Below are 26,454 nucleotides of genomic sequence, written 5' to 3' on the forward strand. Positions count from 1 at the left end.
GGAAATAGAATTGGGGTATAGAGAAGTTAAAACGTCCATGCTCAATAAGGCCATTACACTAAGAAGTAAAAAAATCGACCTCGTCTATCAAGAGTTATACGGCATGCTAATTGCCTATAATCTTGTCCGACACGAAATAGCGCTAACCGCTGATAACGTTGGGCTACGGCCAACTCGCATAAGCTTTAAATCGTGCCTACGTATTGTACTTTATGACTACGCAATTACGGCTTCGACAAATAGCCTTCATACGATACCAGCTAGAGTGAAAGATCTGACTGAAACGCTCAAAGACTTCATTCTGCCTGAGCCTGACCGGCCGGATTATCCTAGAGCTGTAAAGATAAAGCCAACAAGATTCCCATTAAAGAAAGCCGAACATCTAAGGAAAAAACCTTAACCGAACAGCATTACGCGCAGGCGAGGACCCCCCACATTACATAGTAAACATAAAAATAGCACCTGTGCGCTTACTAAATGTGCAAAGAGATCCCCGCCTTCGCGAGGATGACGGTGTGTAGTAGGACCTTTTCTCGAATAAATGGCTATTAATTCTTGTTGGTAAATGCAGACAATGACATTTACGAGTAAATTCAATGGTTTAGTTTTGACAATTCTTAATCGATCATCACCACGTTACTAATTAGGAACAGTTTAGTAACTAATTCCAAAACAAATTAAGGCGTATAATTCTTAAGTTATTGATTTTATTAGAATAGGCTGGATTGGCACAGAAAGTGATAAAGGGTAGATGAGAGCAAGATTATTCTCATCACTTTTTAACTAACGGAGATTTTTATATGAATACTAAACGGAACATTTTCTTATCTATAGCAGCTTTTTCTTTCACACTAGCATTAACTTCAACTAACGCATTTTCAGGTGAAAGTTTATTCAACAAGTTAGACTCAAATTCTGATGGCATGATTTCAAAAACAGAAGCTGAAGCGCATGAAGTGTTAAAAGAGCTATTTGACTCTTTAGATGTAGACGGCGATGAGCTGATTAGTCCTGAAGAGTTTTCATTAGCTAACCTAGACAAATAAGCAGAATCAATACGCAAAACTCATTTGCATTGTTTGTAGTTTGTCTCAAGGAAGAGACAAACTACAATTTTATAATATACAGCATTTCATTTTTACAATAGTTTAATAATCCTTTTCTAAATTGCCCTAGACTAATACTTCATTCATAGTCATCTTTTCTCTAATAATTCTAATAAGAATCCGATCAAGTCCTGTTTTTTTTGACCTCGATCAAGTAATATTCACGGCTCATATTTATCTGTCAAAATATAAGGTGTTGCCAATGAGTGATAATACTGAATTCAATGAAGTTTTTAACGGTTGGTACTTTTTGGGCATATTAGCAACCTTGCTTGTGTTTCCCCTCATGCACATACTAGCCGGTTGGTATGTATTCTTTTTTAGTAATTAATCAGTTTTAGGTAGTTAAGTGACAATCGAACTCATCAAATCAGCAATAACCACAATCCCCGATTATCCAAAGAAAGGGATTATGTTTCGCGACGTAACAAGTGTACTTCAAGATCATGAAGCTTTTACAGCTTGTATTGAGCAGTTAAAAGCTCAGTTTAATGGAATGACATTCGACAAGGTAGTTGGGACCGAAGCTAGAGGTTTCCTTTTCGGCGCGCCTTTGGCGCTAGAAATGGGCATTGGGTTTGTACCAGTAAGAAAGCCAGGAAAACTGCCACGTGAAGTTATTTCAGAGTCATATGAACTTGAATATGGAACAGATGTATTAGAAATTCATAAAGATGCCATATCGCCGGGTGACAGAGTCTTGATGATAGATGATCTGCTTGCCACTGGTGGCACAATGGTAGCAACTGCTAATTTAATCCGTCGCTTAGGTGGCGTAACTGAACATGCAGGTTTTGTCATTTCCTTACCTGAAATTGGTGGACATGAAAAATTACTTGCGCACGGCGTGACACCATTTAGTTTAATCGAGTTTGACGGCGAGTAAATAATTACAATGAGTTATCAAGTATTAGCAAGAAAGTGGCGTCCACAAAAATTCGCTGAGCTAGTTGGGCAGGAGCATGTTGTTAGTGCTATATCCAATGCACTTGATAATGACAAATTGCACCATGCTTATTTGTTCACTGGAACAAGAGGTGTTGGCAAAACAACAATTGCTCGTATTTTCTCAAAAAGCTTGAATTGCGAGACGGGTCAAAGTGCAACACCTTGTGGTACTTGTGACGCTTGTAGAGACATCGATGAAGGCCGTTTCGTCGATTTGCTTGAAATTGACGCAGCTTCAAGAACGAAAGTGGAAGACACGCGTGAATTACTTGATAACGTTCAGTACAAACCTACACGTGGTCGTTTTAAAGTCTATCTAATAGATGAAGTCCACATGCTTTCTAAGCATAGCTTCAATGCACTTCTGAAGACCTTGGAAGAGCCGCCTCCACACGTAAAGTTTTTATTGGCAACTACCGACCCGCAAAAGCTGCCAGTGACTATCTTATCAAGATGTTTACAGTTCAGTCTAAAGGCTCTATCTAGGGAGCAAATTCAGACTCAGCTCGAATTTATTCTAAGCAAAGAAGACATACCATCAGAACCTGTCGCGCTATCGCATTTGGCACGAGCAGCTCAAGGTAGCATGCGTGATGCGCTTAGTCTTACTGACCAAGCAATCGCTCAAGGTAATAACCAAGTATCGACCCAAATCGTTACGGACATGCTAGGTCTGTTAGATAAGAATCAAGTTTTACGTCTTGTTAAAGCCGTTATCGAGAAAGACAGTCAAGAAGCACTAAAGCAGTTGGACGAAATTTGCGTTCATGCACCTGATTACTCTCAAGTACTAGCGGAAATTTTAAGCTTACTTCATCAGATTTCTCTCACTCAAATCGTTCCAGATATTTGTAAGATAGAAACCCTGAGTGCACGAGCTGTTTATCAGTTATCTAAATCAGTTTCCGCTGAGCATATTCAATTGTTTTATCAATTAGTATTGCAAGGTAAAAAAGATTTGTCATTTGCCCCTGATGCATTTACTGGTCTGCAGATGACAATTCTGCGTATGTTGGCTTTTAGCCCAGCTGAAAAAGTTGAGTTGGAACTAGAAAAAGCTCACAGTGACCTAATCGCAGAAAAAAAAACAGCTGAGTTAGTCAAAGAACCATTAACTGTAGCAAAAGAAGCGCAAGTTTTACCCTCACTTAATGATTCTGAAGCTACTGTAGAAACAAATTTAACGACAGAGCATCAACAAGAAGCACCAGAAAAACTTGACACAGCCCCCGTGGATAAAGACACTATTGTTGAACAAGTTGAACAAGTTGAACAAGTTGAACAAGTTGAACAAGTTGAACAAGTTGAACAAGTTGAACAAGTTGAACAAGTTGAACAAGTTGAACAAGTTGAACAAGTTGAACAAGTTGAACAAGACATTTTCAATATGTCTTTTGTCGATGAAGATTCAGAAGGCTCAATGTTTGATGAGTTTCACGAATTGCATGATGAAGCGCAAACTCAACGCGAACACGCGGCTAGTTTACTTTCCGAGGAAGTAACGGATTCCAGCCTGCACTCAATGAATACCGAAGAGAGTCGAAACGAAACTAGTGAAAAGGAGCAAGATAACCTAACTACAACGTCTGATTTATTGGCTCTTCACGAGCTGTTAGAAAATGAAGTGCTTGAAGATGAGTCCGAAACAAAAGACGACGAATCAAGTACTTCTTCGTTGTTTGACCGCTTAATGAAGCAAGATAACTCTATATTCGTAAGTAATGAAGGCTTACCAAGCAAACTTGAAGAAGTCGGCGCAGATAGTGCAATTAAAATCATCAGAAACCCTCTGTTAGAAGACGAAACACCTCCTTGGGAAGATAGTGAATCTGATGGTGGTATAGCTAGCGAGGAGCCGATTCTGGACTCTGGCGCTGAGAAAAGTGTGATCTCTGCGTCACCATTAGAAAGCAAACAATCTCCCCAGATAGTCGAAGAGGAGCTAGATTTTAATGAAGATGATGATGCTCCATATGTAAAAGAACAGGTATCACCTCCGTCAATAGAGCAGGCATCAATTCCATCAATAGAGCAGGTTTCACCTCCATTAGTAGAGCAAGTATCACCTCCATCAGAGGAGCAAGTATCACCTCCATCAATAGAGCAGGCATCAATTCCATCAATTGTCGCAAATGATGCTTCACTTGGAAAAAGTCTTCTTGAAGGTGAACATGAAGCTGAAGAGCAGTTTGTAGATGCAGCAGATGAAATCGCAGCGATGTTTGGTCATGGCGTCAACGATCTAAGCAATGTAAAATTAACTCATCCAAAAGTTGCTCCTTATTTAGAAAATGGTGAAAAGCTGATTAGAGCTAAACAAGTAAATAAATGGAGTGATTTTATTGAAGAGCTTGGGGTTGGCGGTTTAAATAAGCAGCTCTTACTCCAATCAAATTTAGTACAGCATGGCGACAACTTTATCATTCGTATTGATGAGCGAAATAAACACCTTGATGAAGCGCAGCATCGCGCTACTATTACAGAGGCCTTAAGTGCTTTTTATCACAAGCCAGTAAACTTTGAGGTGCAATATGGAGAAGTAGAGGAAACACCTTTTCAAATCCAGCAACAGATTTCACTAGTAAGAAAGCAACATGCTTATCATGTTGTAGAAAATAATGAATCAATTCAAGAATTGATCAAAGCATTCGAAGGGCGAGTAATAGAAGGTTCGATAAAACCTCGATAATTACTTGTCTGCATTGATAAAACTCGACAGGACTCAAATTAATCTGTCCCTAATATGCAGGAGAAGACAATGTTTAAAGGTGGAATGGGCAATATGATGAAGCAAGCCCAGCAAATGCAAGAGAAAATGAAGAAAGCTCAGGATGAACTCGCAAGTCTAGAAGTGACTGGAGAATCAGGTGCAGGCTTAGTAAAGGTCACAATGACATGTAATCACAATGTGAGACGGGTAGATATTGACGAATCACTTATGCAAGAAGAGAAAGACATGATTGAAGATCTAGTTGCTGCTGCTACAAATGATGCTGTTCGTCGAGTAGCAGAAACGAGCCAAGAGAGAATGGGCTCTGTAACAAACGGTATGAATTTACCACCAGGCTTCAAAATGCCTTTTTAGAGATTACATAACCTCGATTACATTAGTCGTTTTAAAAGAAAAAAAGAGCCTATGGAAACATAGGCTCTTTTTTTTCTAAAAGTGATACTGCGATCTATTTTTCCTGAATTTCATCACAACATGCAAATTCATTATTACAAACTGCTGTCATTATTATTACCAATATTCCCTTCATGCCTGCGACTAAAGTCTTACTCTTTATGCGTATGTGCGCTTACCAATGTTTTTTGTTAGCTTTTTGTTAAGTGTTTTATTGTGGTTTCCCCCATTAATAAAGTTGTATAACCAAAATAAATATCAGTCTATTTTCATGTGTATTTACGATAAATAATTTCTATATATATTTTTTTTATGTATTTTAAATGGTTGATTTTTAATATTTAAAATCAAATTGTGACGATAGCCCATTGTTTTGGTAAGCTCTTTGTTTGTTTATTGGTATTACCAAAATAAATATAAAAACAATTATTAATGAACTTTTAGGGTTGACCAAAAATGCATAGTGTGAAATATTTTGTAAGTGCATTGTAAGAAGTTTGCAAAGTTTTTGTAATCTTGATGTAGCAATATACAACAATTATAAATCAACAATGTGGTAATAGAGGGTCCGTCTTCGGTACTTTCATATGCTGCACAAGGAGACACAAATTGGGACACAAACTATCTAAAATCACATTGGCCGTATTATCTGCCACTGCATTGAATATGGCTACGTCAGTTCATGCACAAGAGACGCAAGAGAACGCAGAAACGAATCTTGAAGTAATCGAAATTAAAGGGATTAGAAGTGCCCTAACCAGTGCGCTTGCAGAAAAGCGTTCATCAGACAAATTAATTGAAGTGATTGAAGCTGATGATATTGGTAAATTACCTGACCAAAATTTAGCAGAAGTACTAGAGAATATTACCGGTATTCAGATTACGCGTTCTGCGGGTGTCGGTACTGGCGTTCAAATACGTGGAACAAGTGCTAACCGCACCGAAATTAATGGTGTATCAACGGTTGGTTCTGGTGCTGGACGTAGTGGTATCGATTTTGAAGATGTCTCCGCATCCATCATTGCTGCAGTTGAAGTAACAAAATCGCCTGACGCGAAAACAATAGAAGGTTCTGTTGGTGGTACGATCAATTTAAGAACTATTCGACCACTGGAATTAACACAAACTTTAGCAGCGTTCCGAGTTCAAGGAGAAGACAGTAGTCTGACTACAGACAGTGGCTTCACTCCAAGGTTATCTGGTACGTATGGTGATAACTGGGCTACTGATAATGGCGAAGTAGGCTTTGTTATTAGTGCAAGTTATGCTGAACAAGAAGCGACGGCATTCCGTCCTCGTGCTGATAGAGATAACCTTATTGCTTCTGACAGTGGCGCTGCGAGTGCTCAGTCGTTTGACTTTTTGCCGATTCAATTTTTCGTGCAGGATTATGACAACTACGAATCTGAGACAGTTAACATAGCAGGTACTTTTGAGTGGGCACCAAGTGATGAACTGAAGTTCTACTTTGATGCTGTTATCAACGACCAAGAACGCAGACAGGAAAGCTCAAGAGTTCAAGCTTCAGGAGTTAGTAGCCTGAACAATATTTCAATTCCTTCACAGTTTGAGACTGTTAACTTTGGTTCATTGGACGGTGTCTCACTAGGCAGTATTCAAGCTGCGGTAAGAGGCGTAATACCAGTTGATTTAGCCGATGACGATGATGATCCAAATCTACGTTTCTCGAGTGATACAAACTCACGAGTAACTAAAAGTGAAATATTTAGACTTGGTGGTGAGTGGGAAAGAGAAAAGTACAAGGCGAGAGTTGAGGTTTCTACTTCTACTTCAGATTCAAGCACACCGAGTTTTAATACAACGCTTAACTTTATCAATCCCAATGCACCTTTAGATGCAGGCGGCGGTAACGATAACAGCGTTCCGTTTATTTACGACTTAACAGGTGGCTCTTTGGCATTTGGTATTGCATTTGGCGAAGACTATGCGCCAACTGCGTCTCAATTACTTGACCCAGCTAACGTTGTTCTTCGCGATGTAAATATCGGTCAGAATATTTCTGAGAACTCTGAAAACGCATTTAGAACTGACTTTACTTACTTCTTAGATACTGACTATATTAGTTCAGTTGATCTAGGCTATCGATATAACAAATCATCAAGTTTATCTGATGTTATTAGTTCTAACGTTGGCTTACGAAGTATGGCTGATAGCCCCAGAGGTAATTTGTTTTCATCTATACTCGTAAACGGTCCTACTAACTTCAATGCAGCTGATGGAAGAGAACTATTCGTTCGTGATTTTCTTCTGATCAACCCTGAGTTAGTTGCTTCTGATCCACAAGGCGTTTTAGATACTATCAACGCTGCCATTGTAGCGAATAATGCGATTACTGGTTCAGACCGAGGTCCTATTAGTTCGCCAACCTCTGTATCTAGTTCATTCTTCGATATTGAAGAAGAAACAAATGCTTTGTATGCGCAAGCAAATTTCGAGTACGGTATATTTCGTGGTAACGCAGGTTTACGTTATTTAAAAACGGAAGTGAGCTCTGTAGGTAACGCAATTACTGAAGATACTAATGGTAATGAAGTTGTCACTAGAGTCACTACAAAAGGCGATTATGACTTTATCTTGCCACGCATAAATGTTGTTGCAGATGTTAGTGATGATGTATTGGTTCGTGCGGGCTGGGGTAAAGATATTAGACGTCCTGACTTTAACGACTTATCAACTTCAGCTTCATTTGGTACAAGTCCGAACGCTTCTGTTGCTATCGGTAATCCAAACTTGGTGCCGGAAGAAGTGACTTCATTCGATATTTCTGCTGAATGGTATTTTGCGCCTGCAAGTGTGTTTAGTGTTGGTATTTTTCATAAAACACGTTCTGACTTGCACGTAAGTCAAACGTCAAATCCTTACGAGGATCCAGTGACTGGTTTCCGCGACATTGTAGGTCCAGATTGTGAAGGCGGCGGTATATTCAATATCATTGCCGACATCAATGTGTTTGGACCAGCAGGAACAGGTGTTTGTGTACCAGCATCAACGACAATTAATGATACTGGCGAAACTACTCAGAAAGGTATTGAAATTGCTGTTCAATATGACCTGGCAGACTTTGAAGATGAGTTAGGTTGGGCATCTGGTTTTGGTGTCGTTGCTAACTACACTAAGCAAGAGTTTTCTGGTGGTGACTCAGTCGATTCAGCAACGAGTCGAGCTGCTAACGTATTTGCCGCTACTACAGGTGTTGATGGTATTGAGGTCACAGCTCGACAGTCACTAATCGACTTGTCAGAAAACGCTTATAACTTTACTGTTTACTACGAAAAGTATGGCATTTCAGCTAGAGCCCGCTACACATGGCGCGAAGCATATCGTTCAACTGACTTTGGTAGTACCAGCAGTTTCCCTTGGGGTTTCCCAGTGGTTCAAGACGATAGAGGTCAGTTAAATGCAAGCATCAACTACGATGTGAATGAGCAACTAAACATTGGTTTGGAAGCAATTAATTTAACAGAATCGGATATAAGCCAATACTGTGTTAATGAAGGTGCCTTACTGTGCTATCAAGGTCTTACTGACCGTCGTATCACTCTTGGTGCAAGCTACCGCTTTTAAGGTGTGAGATAGAGCTATTTATCATACCTAGTTAGTAGACTAAGTTTAAAACCCCAGTTTGATGCTGGGGTTTTTGTTTTTAAACTTCCACTTCCAAAATCACAAAATGTGCCTAAATAATTAAATCGCTTCATGTTATTATTTGCTTTTATTTATTAAGAAGTTTTGTACATGTCATTCAGCCCACTTATCAACGAATTAATTACCGCATTGAAATGTTTACCTGGCGTCGGTGCTAAAAGTGCTCAACGTATGGCATTTACCTTGCTGGAAAGAAATCGAGAGGGGGCACTAAACTTAAGTAGAGTGCTTCACGATGCTATGGAACATGTGTCACATTGCGAGCAATGCCGAACCTTCACTGAAAGTCGTCTGTGTAAAATATGTGAAAGTCCTTTAAGGAGCGAAAGCGGTCAACTTTGTATTGTAGAGTCTCCTCAAGATGTTTTGGCAGTAGAACAAATGTCTGAATACAAAGGTAAATACTTCGTTTTAATGGGGCATTTGTCTCCTATTGATGGTATCGGTCCAGCTGAGATTGGCTTAACAGAGCTAGCGCAACTTCTGGATAAAGAGTCTATTCAAGAAGTGATTCTAGCCACTAACCCAACAGTAGAGGGTGAGGCAACGGCGCATTATATTGGGCAAATATGTAGGGACAAGCAAATTAGAGCGACGCGCATTGCTCATGGCGTTCCTGTTGGTGGCGAATTGGAATATATCGATGGTAATACCATTAGCCATGCCTTTTCCGGGCGAAGGCAGGTATAAATTAAACATTATTGGCTGATAACCCTTCGCAGGGGCATTATTTTCTATTTCATTTCATTTTCTCCCTTGAAAAAACTCTCTTAGTTCCTATATCTCACTTCAATAAAGACTTTTTATGGTGATGATTTGCACTTTTCCTATCTAGGATGGAGCAAAACATCACTTAGCTTCACATCATAGAAAATAAACGCAGGAGATACTTGGTAATGGCCGAGACAGTCCAACAAGAAACCCATGGATTTCAAACGGAAGTAAAACAGTTACTTCAACTGATGATCCACTCACTTTATTCAAATAAAGAGATTTTTTTACGCGAGCTAGTATCGAACGCAGCCGATGCTGCAGATAAACTTCGTTTCAAAGGATTGTCAGACGGCAGTCTGTACGAAAACGATCCAGATTTAAACGTAAAAATCAGTGTTAACAAAGAAGCTGGAACCTTAACCATTTCAGATAACGGCATTGGAATGAATAAGGAAGATGCGATAGCTAACTTAGGTACAATTGCTAAGTCTGGCACCGCTGATTTTTTCAGTAAATTATCGGGCGACCAAACGAAAGACTCACAATTAATTGGTCAGTTCGGAGTAGGTTTCTACTCCGCATTTATCGTTGCTGATAAAGTCGTTGTTAAAAGTCGTGCTGCGGGTGCAGATAAGTCGGAAGGCGTTCGCTGGGAATCTGCTGGCGAAGGCGAGTTCTCGGTTTCAACAATAGATAAAGAAACCCGCGGTACAGAAATAACCTTGCACCTTCGGGAAGAAGAGAAAGAATTTGCTGACGATTGGCGCGTTCGTTCAATTATCACAAAGTACTCAGATCACATCAGTATTCCAGTACAAATGTACAAAGAAGAAGTACCAGAAAGTGATGGCCCTGATGGCGAAAAAACGCCAGCAGTACCCGCTCATTGGGAATCTATCAACAAAGCAACTGCATTGTGGACTCGTGAAAAGTCAGACATAAGCGATGACGAGTACAATGAGTTTTACAAGCATGTATCTCATGACTTCGCCGATCCAATGACATGGTCTCACAACCGTGTTGAAGGTAAGACTGAGTATACAAGCTTATTGTATATCCCTTCGAAAGCGCCGTTTGATATGTGGAATAGAGAACAAGCTCATGGCTTAAAGCTGTATGTTCAACGTGTATTCATTATGGATGACGCAGAGCAGTTTATGCCAACTTACTTGCGTTTTGTTAAGGGCTTACTTGACTCTAACGACTTACCGTTAAACGTATCTCGCGAAATATTACAAGATAACAAAATTACTCAATCCATTCGCCAAGGTTGCACAAAGCGTGTGCTTCAAATGCTTGAAAAAATGGCGAAGAAAGACGCTGAGAAATATCAAGCGTTCTGGGCAGAGTTTGGTAATGTGATTAAAGAAGGTCCAGCAGAGGACTTCGCCAACAAAGATAAGATCGCGGCATTACTTCGCTTTTCTTCAACACATGATGAGTCTGGTGCACAAAGTGTGTCACTTGAAGACTACATTGGTCGTATGAAAGAAGGCCAAGACAAAATTTACTATGTAACCGCTGATAGCTATAAAGCCGCTAAAACAAGTCCTCATTTAGAGATCTTCCGCAAGAAGGGTATTGAAGTCTTGTTGATGGGCGAGCGCATTGACGAATGGTTAATGTCTCACTTAACTGAATTTAATGAAAAGCAATTCCAATCTGTTGCAAAAGCTGACTTAGACTTGAGTGACTTAGATGATGAAGAATCTAAGAAAGCGAAAGAAACAGCAGAGAAGGAAGTAGAGGGCATTCTTGAGCGAGCTAAAACTGCTCTTGGTGATAAGGTCGAAAGTGTGAAATTTACCCATCGTTTGACTGACTCACCAGCGTGTATTGTTGCTGATGAAAATGGCATGACGACACAAATGGCTAAATTGATGGCATCTGCTGGTCAGCCTGTGCCTGAAACTAAGTATCATTTTGAATTGAACCCAGAACATCACCTCGTTAAGTTGATGGCTAATGTTCAAGACGAAGCTCAGTTCAAACAATGGTCTGAAGTGTTGTTTGATCAAGCTGCTTTGTCGGAGCAGGGAAGTTTGAAAGACCCTGCTAGTTTTGTTCAAAACTTGAATGGTCTATTGGCAAGTTTAGCGAAGTAGCACTAAATAGTTTGGGTTTAAAAACCATGTAAAAAGCGAGCTTATGCTCGCTTTTTTTATGCTCGTGTCAATTTTGTTTATTTTACGCACAAAAGAAGTGGTCGGATGTTGCTCAAATAAACGAATAATCCGTGTTTAGGGCTTGTTTTTTGCTTGGATAACATGAATCATTCGCCATTAGTCTTAAGTTACTGTTTTAAACTTCAATTTGACTTGTGAACTACGTGTCTAAGTTGTAAAGTTTGATGGTTAACAATCAAATTAATCTGTTGGAGGATGCTTAATGCGCATCATTTTACTTGGCGCACCAGGTGCCGGAAAAGGAACACAAGCTCAATTTTTGATGAAGAAATTTGGAATACCGCAAATTTCTACTGGTGACATGTTGCGTGCGGCTATCAAAGCGGGCACCGAGATGGGCTTGGCAGCAAAAAAAGTAATGGATGCCGGAAAATTAGTTTCTGACGATATTATTATCGGCTTAGTGAAAGAGCGTATTGCTCAAGAAGATTGTGCCAATGGCTTCCTGTTAGATGGCTTTCCTCGCACGATACCGCAAGCAGAAGCAATGAAAGATGCTGGCGTTAAAGTTGATCACTGTATTGAGTTTGATGTACCAGACGATGTTATCGTCGGTCGTATGAGCGGACGTCGAGTTCATCCAGGCTCTGGTCGTGTTTATCATGTCGATTATAATCCACCTAAAGTGGAAGGAAAGGATAATGATACCGGTGAAGACCTGATTGTACGTGAGGACGATAAAGAAGCGACCGTTCGTGACCGCCTCGCAATTTATCATGATCAAACTAAGCCACTTGTTAACTACTACCAAGCAGCTGCTGACGAAGGTTTATGTGCATATCATAAGCTCGATGGTACAAAACCCGTCGACGTAATTAGTGCTGAGTTAGAGAAATTAGTGAGTTAAACAACATGGGACTGTTGTTATTTCAGTCCCTATTACTTTGAGAGTTCCGCTTTAATCATATTAGCAGCTTTCTCAGCAATCATAATAGTAGGTGCGTTGGTATTGCCGCCAATGATATTGGGCATAACAGACGCATCAACTACCATGAGGTTTGCAATTCCTCTTACATTCAATCTAGCATCAACAACCGCCAACTCATCACTGTCAATGCCCATCTTACAAGTACCAACAGGGTGGTAGACGGATTCTACATTACTTCGTAAATATTCAACAATTTCCTCATCACTTTGTATTTCAGTTCCTGGCATCCACTCAGTCGCGTTATTGCCAAGTGGAGCTGTGTTGCTGATTTTTCTGCACCACTTAAAACCAGCAACTAATGGTTTAATATCATCTTCATGAGATAAGTAATTCGCTCGTATGTCCGCATGCAACTCGCCATCGACTCTCTTAAGTAAAATTTCACCTCTGCTTTTTGGATAGAGATTGCAGAAATGAATAGTAAAACCGTGTCCCCAAGGTTTGGAGCGACCATGATCCACTAGCAAGGCTGGGAGAAAATGTAATTGGATGTCGGGTAATGCTAAGCTGGGATCAGATTTAAAGAATGCACCACCTTCAGCAATGTTTGACGTTAACATTCCTTCCTTGTGAAGCCAGTACTTTAGAGGTTCTAGCGCATTCTTAATTAAGGCAGAGCCAGATAGGCCATAAGAGCGCTTATCTTCAGTTCGAAATAAAATTGTACCGTCCAAATGGTCTTGTAAATTTTGCCCAACGCCTGGCAGATGTGCTTCTACTTTAAGGCCTAGGCGACTTAAGTGTGCTTCATCACCGATACCAGATTGCATTAATATTTGCGGCGAACCAATCGCGCCTGCACTCAATATGATGCGCTTTTTAGCAAATAGATACTGTTTAGTATTATTGGAAAAGGTTTCTAAACCTGTTGCCTTGTTGTTATCTAGCAGGACTTTCTTAACTTCAATATTGGTCATGATGTGCAAGTTTGGACGGGCTTGTATCTCATCGGATAAAAAGCCTTTTGCCGTGCTGCAACGTGAGCCATTGCGTTGAGTCACTTGATATATGCCAACACCTTCTTGTTCTTCAGCATTAAAGTCCTCTGTTTCAGTTAAGCCGCAACTAATTGAAGAGGATACAAAATCTTGGCTTAGTGGGTTTACATGTTTTAAATCGGAAACAGCTAAGCAGCCTCCGATAGCATGCAGCTCAGAAACACCTCTTGTGTTATCTTCACTTTTCTTAAAATAAGGTAGGACATCATTCCAAGACCACCCAACTAAGCCTTGTTCTTCCCAATCATCATAGTTTTTAGCTGTGCCTCGAATGTAGCACATTGCATTGATAGAGCTTGAACCACCAAGAGTCTTCCCTCTAGGCCAGAACATTTCACGTCCATTTAAGTTTTCTTCAGCATGAGTTTCAAAACGCCAGTTGAGAGATTTCATGTCAGAGAGAAAGGCAAGACCAAAAGGAACATGAATCGCTGGGTTAACGTCCTTGCCGCCAGCTTCAAGTAAGCAAACGCTTAACTTGGGATCCTCTGATAGGCGATTGGCTAGTACCGCGCCAGCAGAGCCAGCACCTACGATAATAATGTCAAATTCGGTCATTGCATTTCAACTGTTGATAATCATTACTTAGATAGTACCAGTATTTTCATGTCTGACCAGTTCATTTTTATAAACTAATTGTTCGTAAAAATCATATTAACCATTAAAGGTAAAAAGAGTAGACTATGCAGCCCAAATACCATGACATCGCTAATTATGGGTGTCATAAATCGACCTTAATACTGAGAGAATCGTTTCATTGACCAGAGTTTCAAACGCTTTTCGCAAGCACCCTTATAGAGCCTCATTGATATTCTGTTGGCTTGTTCTTGTCGTGAGCATGCCCGAACGCTCTCAGCTCATCTTAGATTACATGGGCTTTCTTTTACTTGGAATGATAGGAGCGATTTTTGCCAATGCTACCGGCGCGGGGGGCGGTGTCGTTTTCGTTCCATTCTTTAATCAAATTGAAATGCAAAATACTGCGATTGTAGCCACTAGCTTTGCGATCCAATGTTGCGGTATGACTGCGGGAGCAATTACTTGGCATCGTTATCGACGTCAATTACAAAAAGAAAGGAATGGCAAGAGTCAGGTAGCTGACTTGCAAAGCTCTCAGTGGTTATACTTAAATAAAGGTTTAGTTGTGACCATTCCATCTTCCATTGCTGGCATTATGTTTGCGCAGTTTGCATTAGTTAAATATTCCGCAAAGATGCTAAGCTTCCTGCATGTAGGCTTTGGTATTTTTTCAATTTTGCTAGCTATTGCGATTTACGCATCTATTCCATTGTTAAAACGACAGCGTGCAAGCCAACAAATAACTCCACTAGATTCAGTCTTTCTCTCAATCATCTCTTTTATTGGTGGTATTGTAACTGCGTGGCTATCTGTCGGTGTGGGTGAAATGGTTGCCGTCTATCTTATTTTACGCGGTTTTAACGTGACTTCAGCAATTGCACTTGCAGTAATTCTCAGTGCGTTTTCCGTTTGGTCTGCCGTTTTTTATCATATTTTTATCACACAAGCGATTTATTGGAATGTATTAATTTTTGCTGGAGCTGGCGCGATAATTGGCGGTATAGTTGCTAAGCGCGTCGTGCTTTATTTTTCGGTAGTCAAACTCAAAATATTTTTTGCGACTTGGATTTTCGTAATGGGAGTCGCAGGATTAATTACCTGAACCATTTTCATCCTTTTCAGTCTCAAGCTTCGGTTTAGGCGTTGCCCGTTTTTTATTTCCTAAAAGCGCGTTGCGCTCTCGTTCATAGTCATCGTAGGTCTTTTGGTACCCTCGTAAACAATCTTCTCTGGCTTGCCCTTCGGCCATGCGTTCACATGCTTGTCTCTTATTCGTTTGCATAATTTCATATGCAGCTCGATTCGAACATCCAGCCGCGGCAATAGCGCTTAGGGTTATTAGGCTTAAAAGTAGCTTTTTCCTATACATTTCTTCGGTCTCAAGTTGGAATTCGAAAGGCGTTTTTACAACAGTGCCTAAAACTGCAATCTAAAGCAAACATTTATGATGAAAACACGGACTCAGAATGATTAACACTAATATTAATACTAGTACTTCAGCTTAATTTGCCAACTATTCAAGTTTGTGATTACATGCTCATTATATAGCCAATTTCATGATGAGCACAATTTTGACATATCCCATCATTCCCTATGTTAAACATACCACGCCATTGTGGGCGAGCAATGCCAGCATATATCAAGTTAACGTAAGACAATTTAGCGAAGCTGGCACGTTTAGAGCCGTAGCCAATGAGTTGCCTAGAATTAAAAAATTAGGTGTGAGTATTATATGGTTAATGCCAATACATGAAATTGGCAAGCTGAATAGGAAAGGGAGTTTGGGTAGTCCCTATGCAGTTAAGGATTATTATTCAATTAACCCCGAATTCGGTTCTGCGATAGAACTAAAAGCCCTCATTAAGCGCGCACATGAACATGAATTGAAAGTGATATTGGATTGGGTGCCTAATCATAGTGCCCCTGATAATGTATTGGTCAGTCAACATCCTCATTGGTATGTGCGAGATTATAAAGGTGACTTCAGGCCTTCGCCCTGGTGGGACTGGGATGACATCATTGAATTTGATTATTCTCAACCTGACTTAAGGGCCTATATGATTGAAGCAATGTCATATTGGGTAAAAGAATTTGATATAGATGGTTTTCGCTGTGACGTCGCCGGTTACGTGCCGAATGATTTTTGGCGGCAAGCGAGAGAAGAGTTGGATGAGATTAAACCCATCTTTATGCTAGCAGAGTGGGAAGATAGAGATCTGCATGAGTACGCTTTTGACATGAGCTATGCATGGTCGTGGAATGAAGCTTTGCACGCTATTGTGAGTAAAATAGCCCCACTGGATACCTTACGTAAATACTATTCGTGGAATGAAAGATCGTGGCCTAGAGAAGCTATGCGCATGACCTTTGTCAGCAACCATGATGAGAATGCGTGGGAAGGCACACCTGATGAAAAGTTTGGTGATGCTCAACAAGCTTGTATTGTGCTTTCTTGTCTTGGACAAGGCATGCCGCTTATACACAACGGGCAGGAGGCGGGAGAAACGAAACGTTTAGCCTTTTTTGAAAAAGACGCCATAGAGTGGCAAGAACATGCAATAGGGGATCTATACACTCAACTCCTGTCCTTGCGCAAGCGTTACACAGCCTTGTGGAATGCAGAGCACGGTGCATTGATGCATCAAGTGCCCAACAGTCAACAGCAGTCTATTTTCAGCTTTGTTCGACAAGACAACGAAAGTAAGTGGTTCATGGTATTCAACTTTAGCGATGAACACAAGCAAGTGAGATTCTACGAAGACTTATTTACAGATGAGTACATTGACGTGTTTGACACAAGTAATCGTTTACATGACTTATTCAGTGACTACGAGTTGGATTTGGAACCTTGGGAGTATCGGATTTTTATGCGTGAGTACTAAAAACGTTTTATTTAAACATCTAAAAAGCACACGAATTACTCGTAAATTTAGTGCTTTTTAGGGAATAATTATCTCATAACGCCAGTCAATATTTGGTAGTTTAAATCGCCATCAAAAAGCTATTAATTTAGCCCTGTTGATGACGATCGTTTAACACCAACTAAGATACTAAAAACTACATAAACTGAGTTATAAAAGCGAGTACAGCTATCACAACAAAGCCGATAGCCATTCTTAAGGTTAACGTAGCTGCGTTTGCATCATTACCTCGCTTCATCACTGGCAATGCGTTCATGGCATCTACTGCTAGCCCAGTGATTAATACTTTCAATGTATTGCCTAAGTTAGCTAAGCCCAGGCCAGCGCTTGGTAAGACCTTTCTATACAAGTACTCAAAATCTAAGTTTACAGATTTCAGTTCTGGTGGATACAGCCCTTTTTTGTTCAACCAAACAAAGGCTAAGGCAGAGAAGAATAACAATTGTAATTGGGTTAATGTGTGCGTTAAATCATAAGGGACATAGTCATTTTCCCAAGGCAACATTTGATATAGCACCTCTGGGTAAGTACCAATAAGTATACAAATAAAAGATGCAATCCCCATAGCAACTAGCATGTTGGTAGGGGCTTCTTTTGGTCGTAATCCTGAGTCATGCGCAAAGAATGCAAAGAATGGGATTTTGATACCAGCATGATGGAATACACCCGCTGAGGCAAACAACAACATCAGCCATAAGTACTCATGACCTGCTTCGATCATTGCCGCCATGACCATACTCTTACTGACAAAACCACTGAATAATGGGAATGCAGAAATTGAGGCAGCACCGACAATACAGAACAAGGTCGTTTTCGGCATTGTTTTGTATAAGCCACCTAAATTAGAACCATTTACATGGCCGACACGGTGCAATACCGCGCCCATAGTCATAAATAAAAGACCTTTAAATATGACGTCGTTGAAAGCATGCGCAACTGTGCCATTTAGCGCTAAGGCTGTACCAATACCTATACCACAGACCATAAACCCGAGTTGGTTGATTAAGCTATAGGCCAATACTTTACGTAAGTCATTCTCGATAACAGCATAAAATATTGGGAAACATGTCATTGCCGCTCCGATATACACGAGCAGATCCTCGCCTGGGAAGGTTCTTGCAAGCATATAGATTGCCACTTTCGTGGTGAAGGCTGACAAGAAAACAGTACCCGTCGGGGTAGCTTCTGGGTAGGCGTCGGATAACCAGGAATGCATAAAAGGGAAAGCTGCTTTTATGCCAAACGCGACAAGGAAGAACCAAGATGCGGTTGAACCTAGACCAATATAGCCTATGTCAGTTGAGCCAGTTTGTTGGAAGTAGCTGATCGCACCGATCAGTAACAATACGCCAGATAAGATCTGAATTATCAAATAACGGATACCTGCCGCTTTTGCTGCTTTCGTTCTGCGCGCAAATACTAAAAATGCAGAAGTAACAGCAAGTAGCTCCCAGAAAATAAAGAGAGTGATAAAGTCACCAGCGAAGACGGCTCCGATTGCACTTCCAGCATAAAGTAACCCAGCAACGATTTGTATTCTGTCCTTCACATGCAGTGAATAGATAAGGCAAATAAAACAAGCTAAGTGAAACAGGTAGGCAAACAATAAACTCAGTTTTGCTTCTTGTTCACTCACCTGAGCACCTACATCCATAATTTGCAGAGTGAATGTGTGCAGTTGAATGCTAATTGGTGTGAGTTGATCGGCGTTTAAAAATAGTAAAATACCATTAATTAATGGGACTAGCACCAAAGCGTAGCGGTACTTTAATGGCGTTACTGCTGCAAATAAAGCGGCTAAGAAAAATGGTAGAAAAGCAGGAATAGCATAACTCATTAATGCGACTCCTTAGTTGTTGCATCGTCACCAGGTTGAGGAGCAAGTTCATGATGCTCAACATCAACGCGAGGCACATCTAATTCTAATTCATCGTCACGTTCGTCATAGTAGTTCTCATCACGCATCACTAATTTTCTCATTTCTTTCGCTATCACGACCAGAACAACACAAGCTACAAAACCATACAGTGCATAGAATGTTGGGATTTCTTCAAACGACACATAAATATGACGGTGAACAATAAAATCTGCTACAACCAGCAAGACGCAAATTGCATAGAAGATACGCATCATCCATGTGACATTTTCAGGTTTGTCGAAAAATGCGACTTTTTGCTCAGTGCTTTTTATTTCACTTTTCATTTCGATTCCTTAAAAATTAGCCAGTGTTGATGAGAGTCGATAAAACACTTGTGGGTCAAAGAATAAATAGATGGTTACAAGCGTTGGGATAGCCATGCCAATCAAGCAGGCTAATGGTGCTTCTTTAATCTCTACGCTATTCGCACTCTCACCGTGATGTTCGTCGTGCTCGTGATCGTCAGAGTCGATTTGAGGAGCTTTGCTAAAAAAGGCAGTCATTGGAATGCTAAGTAAGTAATAAATATTCAGCATCGAGCTGATCGTTAAGCCAATCAATACAGCCCAATAAGTAGCCTCTGGGCCGTTGAAGCTTAATCCGCCAGATACTAAATACCATTTACTCCACATGCCACCAAAGAACGGTAAACCAATAATACTTAAAGTACCGATTGTGAAGACAGTAAATGTGAACGGCATGACACGTCCCATACCGGCTAACTGGCTGACATATTTTTTATGACTCGCAACCAAAATCGCACCCGCGGCAAAGAATAAGGAGATTTTTGCAAAGGCATGCATCGCTATGTGCATGGTCCCACCAAGAATACCAGCTTCATTTGCCAGCAATGCACCCAAGATAATATAACTTAACTGACTAACTGTTGAGTAGGCGAGGCGTTCCTTTAAATTATCTTTGGTTAAGGCGATAAAGGATGCTAGTACGATGGTGATAAGAGGTATCCAAATTAACCAATGATTTGCTCCAGACTCGGTTATAAAGTCTGTTCCGAAGATAAATACCACTACCTTCATAACTGAGAAAACTCCAGCTTTTACGACTGCTACAGCGTGCAATAGGGCACTAACAGGTGTCGGAGCAACCATTGCTGAGGGTAACCATCTATGTAAGGGCATTAGTCCTGCTTTACTAATGCCAAATAGGAACATCAGTAATAGTGGGGCAGCCCATATCAAATCTAGGTTTCCTGCCAACACACCACCTTCTTGGAACTCGAGTGTGCCAGATACGAACCACACGATCACCATGGCAGGCAAGAAGAATAAGATTGAAGAACCCATCAAAATCAAGATGTAGGTTTTGCCGCCTTTTCGAGCATCTCTAGTACCAGCGTGAGTCACTAGCGGGTAAGTTGATACCGTTAATATTTCGTAAAAGAGAAATAACGTGAATAAATTGTCTGAATAGGCAACCGCCATTACACCTGCGATTGCAATTGCAAACAACACATAGAAGCGAGTTTGATGTTTTTCATTGTGTCCACGCATGTACCCAATTGCGTAGATGGATGTTGCTATCCATAAGCCACTCGCGATTAGGGCAAACAGGCTACCGAATGCGGTTGCAGAGAATGTGATCGATAAACCTTCGATTGGTTCAGCAAAGGTAAACCTCGATGCTGCGACATCTTTTGCATGAGACAAGTCAAGGCTAAGGTAGATATCTATGTTTATAATAAACAATATAACAGCTGTCACAATAGTCGCTGTTTCGCGAAGGTTAATGTGTTTGTGTAACCTTGATATGACAATCGCGCCAATAATTGGCACAACCATAGACAGTATCAATAAATGCGTCAAAGCTAAATCCGTCATCATTGCTCCTATGGTTTCAACAGCGCGGCTGCAGCAGATGAAGCTGCTTCAAACGACAATTCAGTATTTAAACCAAAGAATATACACAAAATTGCTCCAATCCAAAGAGCTGCAGACATAGTTTTCGGGGCGCGTGCTATCCCTGAATCACCGCTACTCACATCCTGAATATGAACTTTGCGTTTGCTTCTGAAATATAGGTTTTCAACTATTTTCCAGACATAGGTAATCGCTAATACTGAGCCAATGACAATGGTAATAACAACAATCCACATGCCTTTTTCTACGGCAGCTTCAAGCAAATACCATTTAGATACAAAGCCAACCGTTCCGGGAACCCCTATTAAACTCAAACCGGCCAAGGTAATTGCAGCGAAGGTCCAAGGCATATCTTTACCTAAACCACGCAGGCTACCAAGCTCGGTAGTATTGGCTCTGTAAAGCAAAATACCAGCACCTATGAACAAAGTTGATTTAATAACTGCATGGTTGAATAGATGAATTATGGATGCTGTTAAGCCAAGTTGATTCACCAAAGATAAACCAATTACCATATAGCCAATTTGGGCAACACTAGAAAAAGCTAGTAGACGCTTCATTTCAGTTTGTTGACAGGCTCGATACGAACCATATATTACTGCCACACAACCTAGTGAAAGCATTATTTGTGGAAGCAACATATCTACCCAATAAGCGACTGGATATAAGTCATAAAGAATTCTTAGAAGCACATACAAAGATACTTTCGTAGCGGTAGCCGACAAGAAAACACTGACTGCTGAGGGCGCTTGGGTGTAAGCATTAGGCAGCCAGCTATGTAATGGAAAAATAGCAGCTTTCAAAGCAATGCCCGTGACCATGAAGATGAGAGCAGTTTCAACTACATACATGTCTTCAAACCTACTAAAGCGACTGGCAATGTCAGCAGTATTCAAGCTACCTGAGGCTGCAAATAGAAAGCCTACACCTATCAGAAAGAAAGTGGCACCAATTGTACCAAGGATAAGATAGGAGAAAGCAGCAGTTAAGGCTTTTCTATGTTTACCCATGCTAATGAGCGCATAAGTTGCGAGTGATGAAATTTCTAAGAATACAAACAGGTTAAAGATATCGCCAGTTAAGGCTATACCTAATAAGCCTAAAAGACATAACTGGAACGCTGCATAAAACAAAGGTATTTTAGAGCTTTCAATTTCATCGGGCACGCTGCGATAAGCAAATAAACACGCTAGGCTACCAATGCCGCTAACAATTAAAGCTACGAAGGCATTTAAGGAATCGATTTTGTATTCAATTCCCCAAGGCGGACGCCATCCACCCAATTCATATATGATGTGCTTGCCATCAATAACCGCATAGAGCAGGTAAATTGATAAAGCCAAAGAAATCAGACAAACAACAAGTGTCAAAAACCACGTGATTTTTTCTGAAGGTATTAAAGCTGTTATTGGCGCCACCATCAAAGGTATGACGATCAGCAAGATGGTAAGTTGTTCCATTATTCTTTTTCATCCATAGCCGAAATTTCATTTTCTTCGACAGAGTTGTAAGCTTCTTTTATTCGAATGACGAGTGCAAAACCTAAGGCTGTTGTTGCTACCCCAACCACAATAGCCGTAAGCATGAGAACTTGTGGTAAAGGGTTAGAATATAAAGTATATCTATCATCCATAATCGGGACTGTTCCTCCCGTTACCTTGCCTAGACTGACGTAAAACAAAATAACTGCAGTTTGAAACATGGCCAAACCTGCTATCTTTTTGATGAGATTCGAGCGGCTCATTAGGGTATATAGTCCAACCATCATAACGGCGACAATTAACCAATAGTTAATGTGTCCAAGAATATAATCATTCATTCGGGCGCCACCTGTCTTGCGAAAGTAAAGAACAACAGCACCATCACTGAAGCTACCGTAATACCAACACCAAGCTCAATAATAATGATGCCAATGTGTTGTCCCGCAAGGGAAGTAGAAGCTAAGACGCTATAGTTCAAGAAATTGCCACCCATAATCATTGAAACAACGCCAACACCGCCATAAATTAACACTCCTAAACTTGCACCAATGCGTAGCACAAACTCGGGGATAAGCTGTAAACCGGCTTCTAAGCCGAATGTTAGGGAGTAAAGTAAAATCGCAGAGCTGAAGATAACGCCAGCTTGGAAACCGCCACCCGGACTATAGTCGCCATGAAACTGCACATAAAGTGCAAATAGAATAATGATTGGTGAGAGCCACTTAGTGACAACTCGTAATATGAGATCATTTGCCATTAGGCACCTCCTTTATTCTTATTTTTTTCCTAGAACCTAAAAGCAGTAGCACACCAATACCTGCAGTAAGCACAACGGTAACTTCACCTAAGGTATCAAAGCCCCGATAACTTGCTAAAACTGCAGTCACTAAATTAGGTACGCCGGTTTCTGCTTGTCCCTGCTCAATATAGCGAGCTGCAACTTCCTTCTGTGGTGCGCTTAGAGGATCACCTAAATCGGGTAAGTCTTGTGTACCATAAATTAATATTCCACCCATGATGACACAGATTACTAATGGTGCTGCCCGAACCTTTTCGCTTGAAACCAGTTCATGTCCATCTTTAATAGAAGCTAAAGTAACAAGCATTAGGACAGTTGAAATACCAGTGCCTACCGCAGCTTCAGTAAAAGCGACATCGGGAGCATCAAGCGTTACAAATAAACAGGCAACCAACAAACTGTATAAACCAAAAAGCATTGCCATTGCGAATAAATGACGTGCCTTCAAAACTGCTAAGGCCATTGCTAAAAGGAAAACAAGTAGAACTAAGTTAATAATTAGGCTCATTCTTCTTCCTTCTCTTCTTTAACACTACTTATATGTATTTTCTGACCATGATCCAGTCCCCAACGAAATGCATTATTTGCGAGTGCATAAGATGATACTGGACTGGTGAATAACAAGAATAAAAATATCAATATTAGCTTGGCAATAACATTGACAGAGTCGGCGTGGCAAGCAAGCCCTGACAAAATCAAGAACGAACATAAGGTGTCTGTAATTCCGACAGCATGCAATCGAGCATACATATCTGGTAACCTAATTAAGCCAATTGCACCAACGAGCCCGAGGAAGCATCCCAAAGCAATTAGGATAAAGCCGAGTAATTCAAGCATCTTGCTCTCCTTTAGCTTTGTCTATTAATTCACTATTTTCTAGTTTCACCGCGTTGTTAGCAAAGAACTTTCCTCGTTCTACTAACCTTAAAGCAGCAATCACGCCTACAAAGTTTAAGAGTGAATAGAGTAGGGAAATATCTAGCAAATCATGTCTGCCAGAAAAGAAAGCATAAATAGCAACGAGTAGTACCGCTTTTGTACCAAACAAATTCACCGCAAGTATACGATCAAAAACTGTTGGACCAAGCAGGGCCCTGCATACACCTAGCGCCATAGCTATAAGGATGGCTAAGCCAGCGACTAAATAATATTCTGTCATCATTGCGTATTCTCTACATTTTTAATTTCGTATTGCTTTGGCATAATATCTAATATGTCACCCTTCGCTAGATCTTCTGCTCCTTGCTCACTAATAGTATGGACTAACAAGGTGTTTTCACTTAGAGCGATACTCGCAGAGCCGGGGGTAAGTGTAATTGCATTGGCATATAGAACTTTAGCAACATCATCTTCGAATGGAACTTTGATAGTAATAAAAGTTGATTCAACGGGTTTTATTCCCAGCACCCTCAAGGTCACGTCTATATTCGACAAAACAATTTTATAAGACAATTTAGCGAGGAAAGTAAGCAAGCTAGCAGTGACGAAGAAAGTGTATTGCTCTTGATCGATGCGCAGCATGCGTTTGGTTAACCATAAGGAAATGAGCACTGAGATAGCGCCAAAAGTGAGCATGAGCGGTTCGTACATCCCGGATAACAGTAACCAAGCGACAACGAGTATGACGCCTAATCTAAACAAATGACTCAAATTTTTCTCCTAGAGCCATACTATTAATGGCAATGTTCGGTATATAAGTTGACGCAAAGGTCATGAATTTCAGCTTCGCTTTTATATAAGATGCTAATTTAACAAGTGATTAACGCTAACACAATAAATGAAGTTAAGTTCTTACTTTATTTCATTATATTTTGGTTTCAAGCCTGTGAGTATTAGTTATACTCGACTATAAACTAACTACAGAAAATACCAAATGAATTTAATAATTACTGGGCTTTACTCGGGGCTTCTAGGTTTAGTCTTTCTCTATTTATCTTTTGCTGTGATAAAAATACGTAAAAGGGATTTAATAAGTCTAGGCGACGGAGATCAAGAAGACTTACAAAAGGCAACTAGAGCGCATGCAAACTTCAGTGAATATGTGCCTATTTGTATCATCTTGTTGTTAATTGCAGAACTTACTTCACAGGCTGATATTTTCTTACATATTTGTGGAATTGCTTTGGTGTATGGTCGGGTTGCTCATGCATATGGTTTGATTACTAAAACTGGCGCGAGTTTTGGAAGAATTAGTGGCATGTTAACTACTTTTGCAGTGATCCTGTCATTGTCTTTGTGGAATTTGTATATAGTTGTGGCAAAGTTTATTTAGTGCTTTCTCGATTTTTGTCAATAAGGGGGCTAGTCGCAGGGCACTAAATGCATTTGCTCCTGGGGCGTTTGGAGAGTGATGTGCAAGAGGATGGCGGCTTTTATCTAAGTAGATATAAAAAAGCCACCGCATTTGCGATGGCTAAATTTTGCTGCTTGAACTGTCTTAGAAATGAGAATTAAAGCCAGGGAATTCTTTAATTCGATTCGTTAAGACAGCTTCTTAACGTTTATTGATTTTCAATTACTTGGTTGCCTATCTCAATTCGTCTTGGCTTCTTCGCTTCAGGTACAACCCTTTCTAGGTCGACATGCAACAAACCATTTTCCAAATCGGCAGACAATACTTTAACGTTGTCACCTAATTGAAACTTACGTTCAAAGTTTCTTTCAGAAATTCCTTTGTGAAGGAATTTTCTACTTTCGTCTGGTGCTTGATCTTTGCTGCCGCTAATAACAAGTGTGTTTTCCACAACTTCTATAACAACGTTCTCTTTCGAGAATCCAGCAACAGCCATAGTAATTCGATATTTGTCATCCTCGAGTAACTCGATATTGTAGGGAGGATAAGTATTTTGTTTTTCATTCCTCGCTGCAGCATCAATCATAGATGCTAAGTGGTCTGAACCAATGAATGAACGGTAAAGTGGAGATAGATCGATAGTACGCATAGTCATATCCTTTATATATTTAAGCAATATGTTTAATTTAAGTGCCCCGATTATTCGGCGGCGGTTTTTGTAGCCCCTTACGGCGACTACAGTATCTATATAAGCCCAGTCTTTATTTTTTCAAGAATAAAATTTAATTTATTTTCAATTATTTTAAATAATAAAAAATAAATATATTTAAATCATGTGCTTATGATTTATATTTTTCAGATAGAGTTTGGTAGGTGTAATCGGAAAGTCTTTAAGCAGGCAGCAACCATCAAAAAG

Annotated in this window: 25 protein-coding genes and 1 pseudogene; 13 read left to right on the forward strand and 13 right to left on the reverse strand. The window is 40.3% G+C overall.

Annotation, left to right across the window (positions count from 1 at the left end; translation table 11 throughout):
* The 10 genes and pseudogenes from ACKLNX_RS03320 to adk form a co-directional block, all read left to right on the forward strand.
* A pseudogene (locus ACKLNX_RS03320) lies at nt 1–400 on the forward strand (IS4 family transposase); the annotation flags it as partial.
* A gap of 400 nt (nt 401–800) precedes the next feature.
* Entirely contained in the window at nt 801–1,046 is a 246-nt protein-coding gene (locus ACKLNX_RS03325) for a hypothetical protein (protein WP_411695470.1), read from the forward strand.
* A gap of 262 nt (nt 1,047–1,308) precedes the next feature.
* Nucleotides 1,309–1,437 (forward strand): hypothetical protein, encoded by a 129-nt coding sequence (locus ACKLNX_RS03330; RefSeq protein WP_411695469.1) that lies wholly within the window; start codon nt 1,309–1,311, stop codon nt 1,435–1,437.
* Between the two features lie 18 nt (nt 1,438–1,455).
* The gene (gene apt / locus ACKLNX_RS03335) at nt 1,456–1,992 is read left to right on the forward strand and encodes an adenine phosphoribosyltransferase (RefSeq protein ID WP_411695468.1); all 537 of its coding nucleotides are present in this window, start codon (nt 1,456–1,458) and stop codon (nt 1,990–1,992) included.
* A gap of 9 nt (nt 1,993–2,001) precedes the next feature.
* Nucleotides 2,002–4,743 carry a DNA polymerase III subunit gamma/tau gene (dnaX, locus tag ACKLNX_RS03340; RefSeq protein WP_412971215.1) on the forward strand — a complete coding sequence of 914 codons (2,742 nt, stop codon included), beginning with the start codon at nt 2,002–2,004 and terminating at the stop codon, nt 4,741–4,743.
* A gap of 69 nt (nt 4,744–4,812) precedes the next feature.
* Nucleotides 4,813–5,139, forward strand: coding sequence for a YbaB/EbfC family nucleoid-associated protein (locus ACKLNX_RS03345; protein WP_411695466.1), 327 nt, complete (start codon nt 4,813–4,815; stop codon nt 5,137–5,139).
* Nucleotides 5,140–5,787: 648 nt separating this feature from the next.
* A complete protein-coding gene (locus tag ACKLNX_RS03350) occupies nt 5,788–8,763 on the forward strand; it encodes a TonB-dependent receptor (RefSeq protein ID WP_412971216.1) in 2,976 nt (991 codons plus the stop codon).
* A 171-nt stretch (nt 8,764–8,934) separates the two neighbouring features.
* Nucleotides 8,935–9,534 (forward strand): recombination mediator RecR, encoded by a 600-nt coding sequence (recR, locus tag ACKLNX_RS03355; protein ID WP_411695464.1) that lies wholly within the window; start codon nt 8,935–8,937, stop codon nt 9,532–9,534.
* A 206-nt stretch (nt 9,535–9,740) separates the two neighbouring features.
* Nucleotides 9,741–11,663, forward strand: coding sequence for a molecular chaperone HtpG (htpG, locus tag ACKLNX_RS03360; RefSeq protein ID WP_411695463.1), 1,923 nt, complete (start codon nt 9,741–9,743; stop codon nt 11,661–11,663).
* Between the two features lie 283 nt (nt 11,664–11,946).
* Nucleotides 11,947–12,591 (forward strand): adenylate kinase, encoded by a 645-nt coding sequence (gene adk / locus ACKLNX_RS03365; protein WP_411695462.1) that lies wholly within the window; start codon nt 11,947–11,949, stop codon nt 12,589–12,591.
* 32 nt (nt 12,592–12,623) lie between these two features.
* Here adk and ACKLNX_RS03370 read toward each other — a convergent pair whose 3' ends face one another.
* Nucleotides 12,624–14,228 carry a GMC family oxidoreductase gene (locus tag ACKLNX_RS03370; protein ID WP_412971217.1) on the reverse strand — a complete coding sequence of 535 codons (1,605 nt, stop codon included), beginning with the start codon at nt 14,226–14,228 and terminating at the stop codon, nt 12,624–12,626.
* Nucleotides 14,229–14,508: 280 nt separating this feature from the next.
* Here ACKLNX_RS03370 and ACKLNX_RS03375 point away from each other — a divergent pair, with 280 nt between their 5' ends.
* Complete coding sequence (locus ACKLNX_RS03375) at nt 14,509–15,351, forward strand: TSUP family transporter (RefSeq protein WP_411695460.1); 843 nt, start codon at nt 14,509–14,511, stop codon at nt 15,349–15,351.
* Here ACKLNX_RS03375 and ACKLNX_RS03380 read toward each other — a convergent pair.
* Entirely contained in the window at nt 15,340–15,618 is a 279-nt protein-coding gene (locus tag ACKLNX_RS03380) for a hypothetical protein (RefSeq protein WP_412971218.1), read from the reverse strand. The two genes, ACKLNX_RS03375 and ACKLNX_RS03380, sit on opposite strands and share 12 nt — an antisense overlap.
* A 190-nt stretch (nt 15,619–15,808) precedes the next feature.
* On the opposite strand from ACKLNX_RS03380, the gene ACKLNX_RS03385 reads away from it, so the two are divergent.
* On the forward strand, nt 15,809–17,131 hold the full coding sequence (locus ACKLNX_RS03385) for an alpha-amylase family glycosyl hydrolase (RefSeq protein WP_412971263.1): 1,323 nt from the start codon (nt 15,809–15,811) through the stop codon (nt 17,129–17,131).
* A 175-nt stretch (nt 17,132–17,306) separates the two neighbouring features.
* Here ACKLNX_RS03385 and ACKLNX_RS03390 read toward each other — a convergent pair whose 3' ends face one another.
* From ACKLNX_RS03390 to ACKLNX_RS03435, 10 genes are read right to left on the reverse strand one after another with little or no spacing between them, the layout of a single operon-like run.
* The gene (locus tag ACKLNX_RS03390) at nt 17,307–19,007 is read right to left on the reverse strand and encodes a Na(+)/H(+) antiporter subunit D (RefSeq protein WP_412971219.1); all 1,701 of its coding nucleotides are present in this window, start codon (nt 19,005–19,007) and stop codon (nt 17,307–17,309) included.
* On the reverse strand, nt 19,007–19,372 hold the full coding sequence (locus ACKLNX_RS03395) for a hypothetical protein (protein ID WP_412971220.1): 366 nt from the start codon (nt 19,370–19,372) through the stop codon (nt 19,007–19,009). Before ACKLNX_RS03395 ends, ACKLNX_RS03390 begins: the two co-directional genes overlap by 1 nt.
* Before the next feature lie 9 nt (nt 19,373–19,381).
* A complete protein-coding gene (locus ACKLNX_RS03400; protein WP_412971221.1) occupies nt 19,382–20,929 on the reverse strand; it encodes a monovalent cation/H+ antiporter subunit D family protein in 1,548 nt (515 codons plus the stop codon).
* A 5-nt stretch (nt 20,930–20,934) separates the two neighbouring features.
* Nucleotides 20,935–22,425 carry a monovalent cation/H+ antiporter subunit D family protein gene (locus ACKLNX_RS03405; protein WP_412971222.1) on the reverse strand — a complete coding sequence of 497 codons (1,491 nt, stop codon included), beginning with the start codon at nt 22,423–22,425 and terminating at the stop codon, nt 20,935–20,937.
* Complete coding sequence (locus tag ACKLNX_RS03410) at nt 22,425–22,784, reverse strand: cation:proton antiporter subunit C (RefSeq protein WP_411695453.1); 360 nt, start codon at nt 22,782–22,784, stop codon at nt 22,425–22,427. Before ACKLNX_RS03410 ends, ACKLNX_RS03405 begins: the two co-directional genes overlap by 1 nt.
* A complete protein-coding gene (locus ACKLNX_RS03415) occupies nt 22,781–23,203 on the reverse strand; it encodes a Na(+)/H(+) antiporter subunit B (protein ID WP_411695452.1) in 423 nt (140 codons plus the stop codon). The genes ACKLNX_RS03410 and ACKLNX_RS03415 overlap by 4 nt, the downstream gene beginning before the upstream one ends.
* Nucleotides 23,193–23,753 (reverse strand): DUF4040 domain-containing protein, encoded by a 561-nt coding sequence (locus ACKLNX_RS03420; RefSeq protein ID WP_412971223.1) that lies wholly within the window; start codon nt 23,751–23,753, stop codon nt 23,193–23,195. The genes ACKLNX_RS03415 and ACKLNX_RS03420 overlap by 11 nt, the downstream gene beginning before the upstream one ends.
* The gene (mnhG, locus tag ACKLNX_RS03425; protein ID WP_411695450.1) at nt 23,750–24,082 is read right to left on the reverse strand and encodes a monovalent cation/H(+) antiporter subunit G; all 333 of its coding nucleotides are present in this window, start codon (nt 24,080–24,082) and stop codon (nt 23,750–23,752) included. The genes ACKLNX_RS03420 and mnhG overlap by 4 nt, the downstream gene beginning before the upstream one ends.
* On the reverse strand, nt 24,075–24,407 hold the full coding sequence (locus ACKLNX_RS03430; RefSeq protein WP_411695449.1) for a monovalent cation/H+ antiporter complex subunit F: 333 nt from the start codon (nt 24,405–24,407) through the stop codon (nt 24,075–24,077). The genes mnhG and ACKLNX_RS03430 overlap by 8 nt, the downstream gene beginning before the upstream one ends.
* Entirely contained in the window at nt 24,404–24,895 is a 492-nt protein-coding gene (locus tag ACKLNX_RS03435; RefSeq protein ID WP_411695448.1) for a Na+/H+ antiporter subunit E, read from the reverse strand. The genes ACKLNX_RS03430 and ACKLNX_RS03435 overlap by 4 nt, the downstream gene beginning before the upstream one ends.
* Nucleotides 24,896–25,118: 223 nt before the next feature.
* Here ACKLNX_RS03435 and ACKLNX_RS03440 point away from each other — a divergent pair, with 223 nt between their 5' ends.
* Complete coding sequence (locus tag ACKLNX_RS03440; protein WP_412971224.1) at nt 25,119–25,517, forward strand: MAPEG family protein; 399 nt, start codon at nt 25,119–25,121, stop codon at nt 25,515–25,517.
* A 229-nt stretch (nt 25,518–25,746) separates the two neighbouring features.
* On the opposite strand, the gene ACKLNX_RS03445 is transcribed toward ACKLNX_RS03440, so the two are convergent.
* Nucleotides 25,747–26,187, reverse strand: a complete 441-nt coding sequence (locus ACKLNX_RS03445; protein ID WP_412971225.1) for an Hsp20 family protein — start codon at nt 26,185–26,187, stop codon at nt 25,747–25,749.
* Nucleotides 26,188–26,454: the final 267 nt, after the last annotated feature.

Source organism: Glaciecola sp. MF2-115, from assembly GCF_047250385.1.
Taxonomy (GTDB): domain Bacteria; phylum Pseudomonadota; class Gammaproteobacteria; order Enterobacterales; family Alteromonadaceae; genus Glaciecola.

What these genes read in the sequence shown, in the direction of transcription:
- recR (WP_411695464.1), top strand. Translation starts at nt 8,935, where the DNA reads ATGTCATTCAGCCCACTTATCAACGAATTAATTACCGCATTGAAATGT.
- ACKLNX_RS03370 (WP_412971217.1), bottom strand. Translation starts at nt 14,228, where the DNA reads ATGACCGAATTTGACATTATTATCGTAGGTGCTGGCTCTGCTGGCGCG.
- ACKLNX_RS03395 (WP_412971220.1), bottom strand. Translation starts at nt 19,372, where the DNA reads ATGAAAAGTGAAATAAAAAGCACTGAGCAAAAAGTCGCATTTTTCGAC.
- ACKLNX_RS03410 (WP_411695453.1), bottom strand. Translation starts at nt 22,784, where the DNA reads ATGAATGATTATATTCTTGGACACATTAACTATTGGTTAATTGTCGCC.
- dnaX (WP_412971215.1), top strand. Translation starts at nt 2,002, where the DNA reads ATGAGTTATCAAGTATTAGCAAGAAAGTGGCGTCCACAAAAATTCGCT.
- adk (WP_411695462.1), top strand. Translation starts at nt 11,947, where the DNA reads ATGCGCATCATTTTACTTGGCGCACCAGGTGCCGGAAAAGGAACACAA.
- ACKLNX_RS03385 (WP_412971263.1), top strand. Translation starts at nt 15,809, where the DNA reads ATGAGCACAATTTTGACATATCCCATCATTCCCTATGTTAAACATACC.
- ACKLNX_RS03415 (WP_411695452.1), bottom strand. Translation starts at nt 23,203, where the DNA reads ATGGCAAATGATCTCATATTACGAGTTGTCACTAAGTGGCTCTCACCA.
- mnhG (WP_411695450.1), bottom strand. Translation starts at nt 24,082, where the DNA reads ATGCTTGAATTACTCGGCTTTATCCTAATTGCTTTGGGATGCTTCCTC.
- ACKLNX_RS03325 (WP_411695470.1), top strand. Translation starts at nt 801, where the DNA reads ATGAATACTAAACGGAACATTTTCTTATCTATAGCAGCTTTTTCTTTC.
- ACKLNX_RS03380 (WP_412971218.1), bottom strand. Translation starts at nt 15,618, where the DNA reads ATGTATAGGAAAAAGCTACTTTTAAGCCTAATAACCCTAAGCGCTATT.
- ACKLNX_RS03390 (WP_412971219.1), bottom strand. Translation starts at nt 19,007, where the DNA reads ATGAGTTATGCTATTCCTGCTTTTCTACCATTTTTCTTAGCCGCTTTA.
- ACKLNX_RS03375 (WP_411695460.1), top strand. Translation starts at nt 14,509, where the DNA reads ATGCCCGAACGCTCTCAGCTCATCTTAGATTACATGGGCTTTCTTTTA.
- ACKLNX_RS03430 (WP_411695449.1), bottom strand. Translation starts at nt 24,407, where the DNA reads ATGATGACAGAATATTATTTAGTCGCTGGCTTAGCCATCCTTATAGCT.
- ACKLNX_RS03420 (WP_412971223.1), bottom strand. Translation starts at nt 23,753, where the DNA reads ATGAGCCTAATTATTAACTTAGTTCTACTTGTTTTCCTTTTAGCAATG.
- htpG (WP_411695463.1), top strand. Translation starts at nt 9,741, where the DNA reads ATGGCCGAGACAGTCCAACAAGAAACCCATGGATTTCAAACGGAAGTA.
- ACKLNX_RS03445 (WP_412971225.1), bottom strand. Translation starts at nt 26,187, where the DNA reads ATGCGTACTATCGATCTATCTCCACTTTACCGTTCATTCATTGGTTCA.
- ACKLNX_RS03330 (WP_411695469.1), top strand. Translation starts at nt 1,309, where the DNA reads ATGAGTGATAATACTGAATTCAATGAAGTTTTTAACGGTTGGTACTTT.
- ACKLNX_RS03440 (WP_412971224.1), top strand. Translation starts at nt 25,119, where the DNA reads ATGAATTTAATAATTACTGGGCTTTACTCGGGGCTTCTAGGTTTAGTC.
- ACKLNX_RS03405 (WP_412971222.1), bottom strand. Translation starts at nt 22,425, where the DNA reads ATGGAACAACTTACCATCTTGCTGATCGTCATACCTTTGATGGTGGCG.
- ACKLNX_RS03345 (WP_411695466.1), top strand. Translation starts at nt 4,813, where the DNA reads ATGTTTAAAGGTGGAATGGGCAATATGATGAAGCAAGCCCAGCAAATG.
- ACKLNX_RS03400 (WP_412971221.1), bottom strand. Translation starts at nt 20,929, where the DNA reads ATGATGACGGATTTAGCTTTGACGCATTTATTGATACTGTCTATGGTT.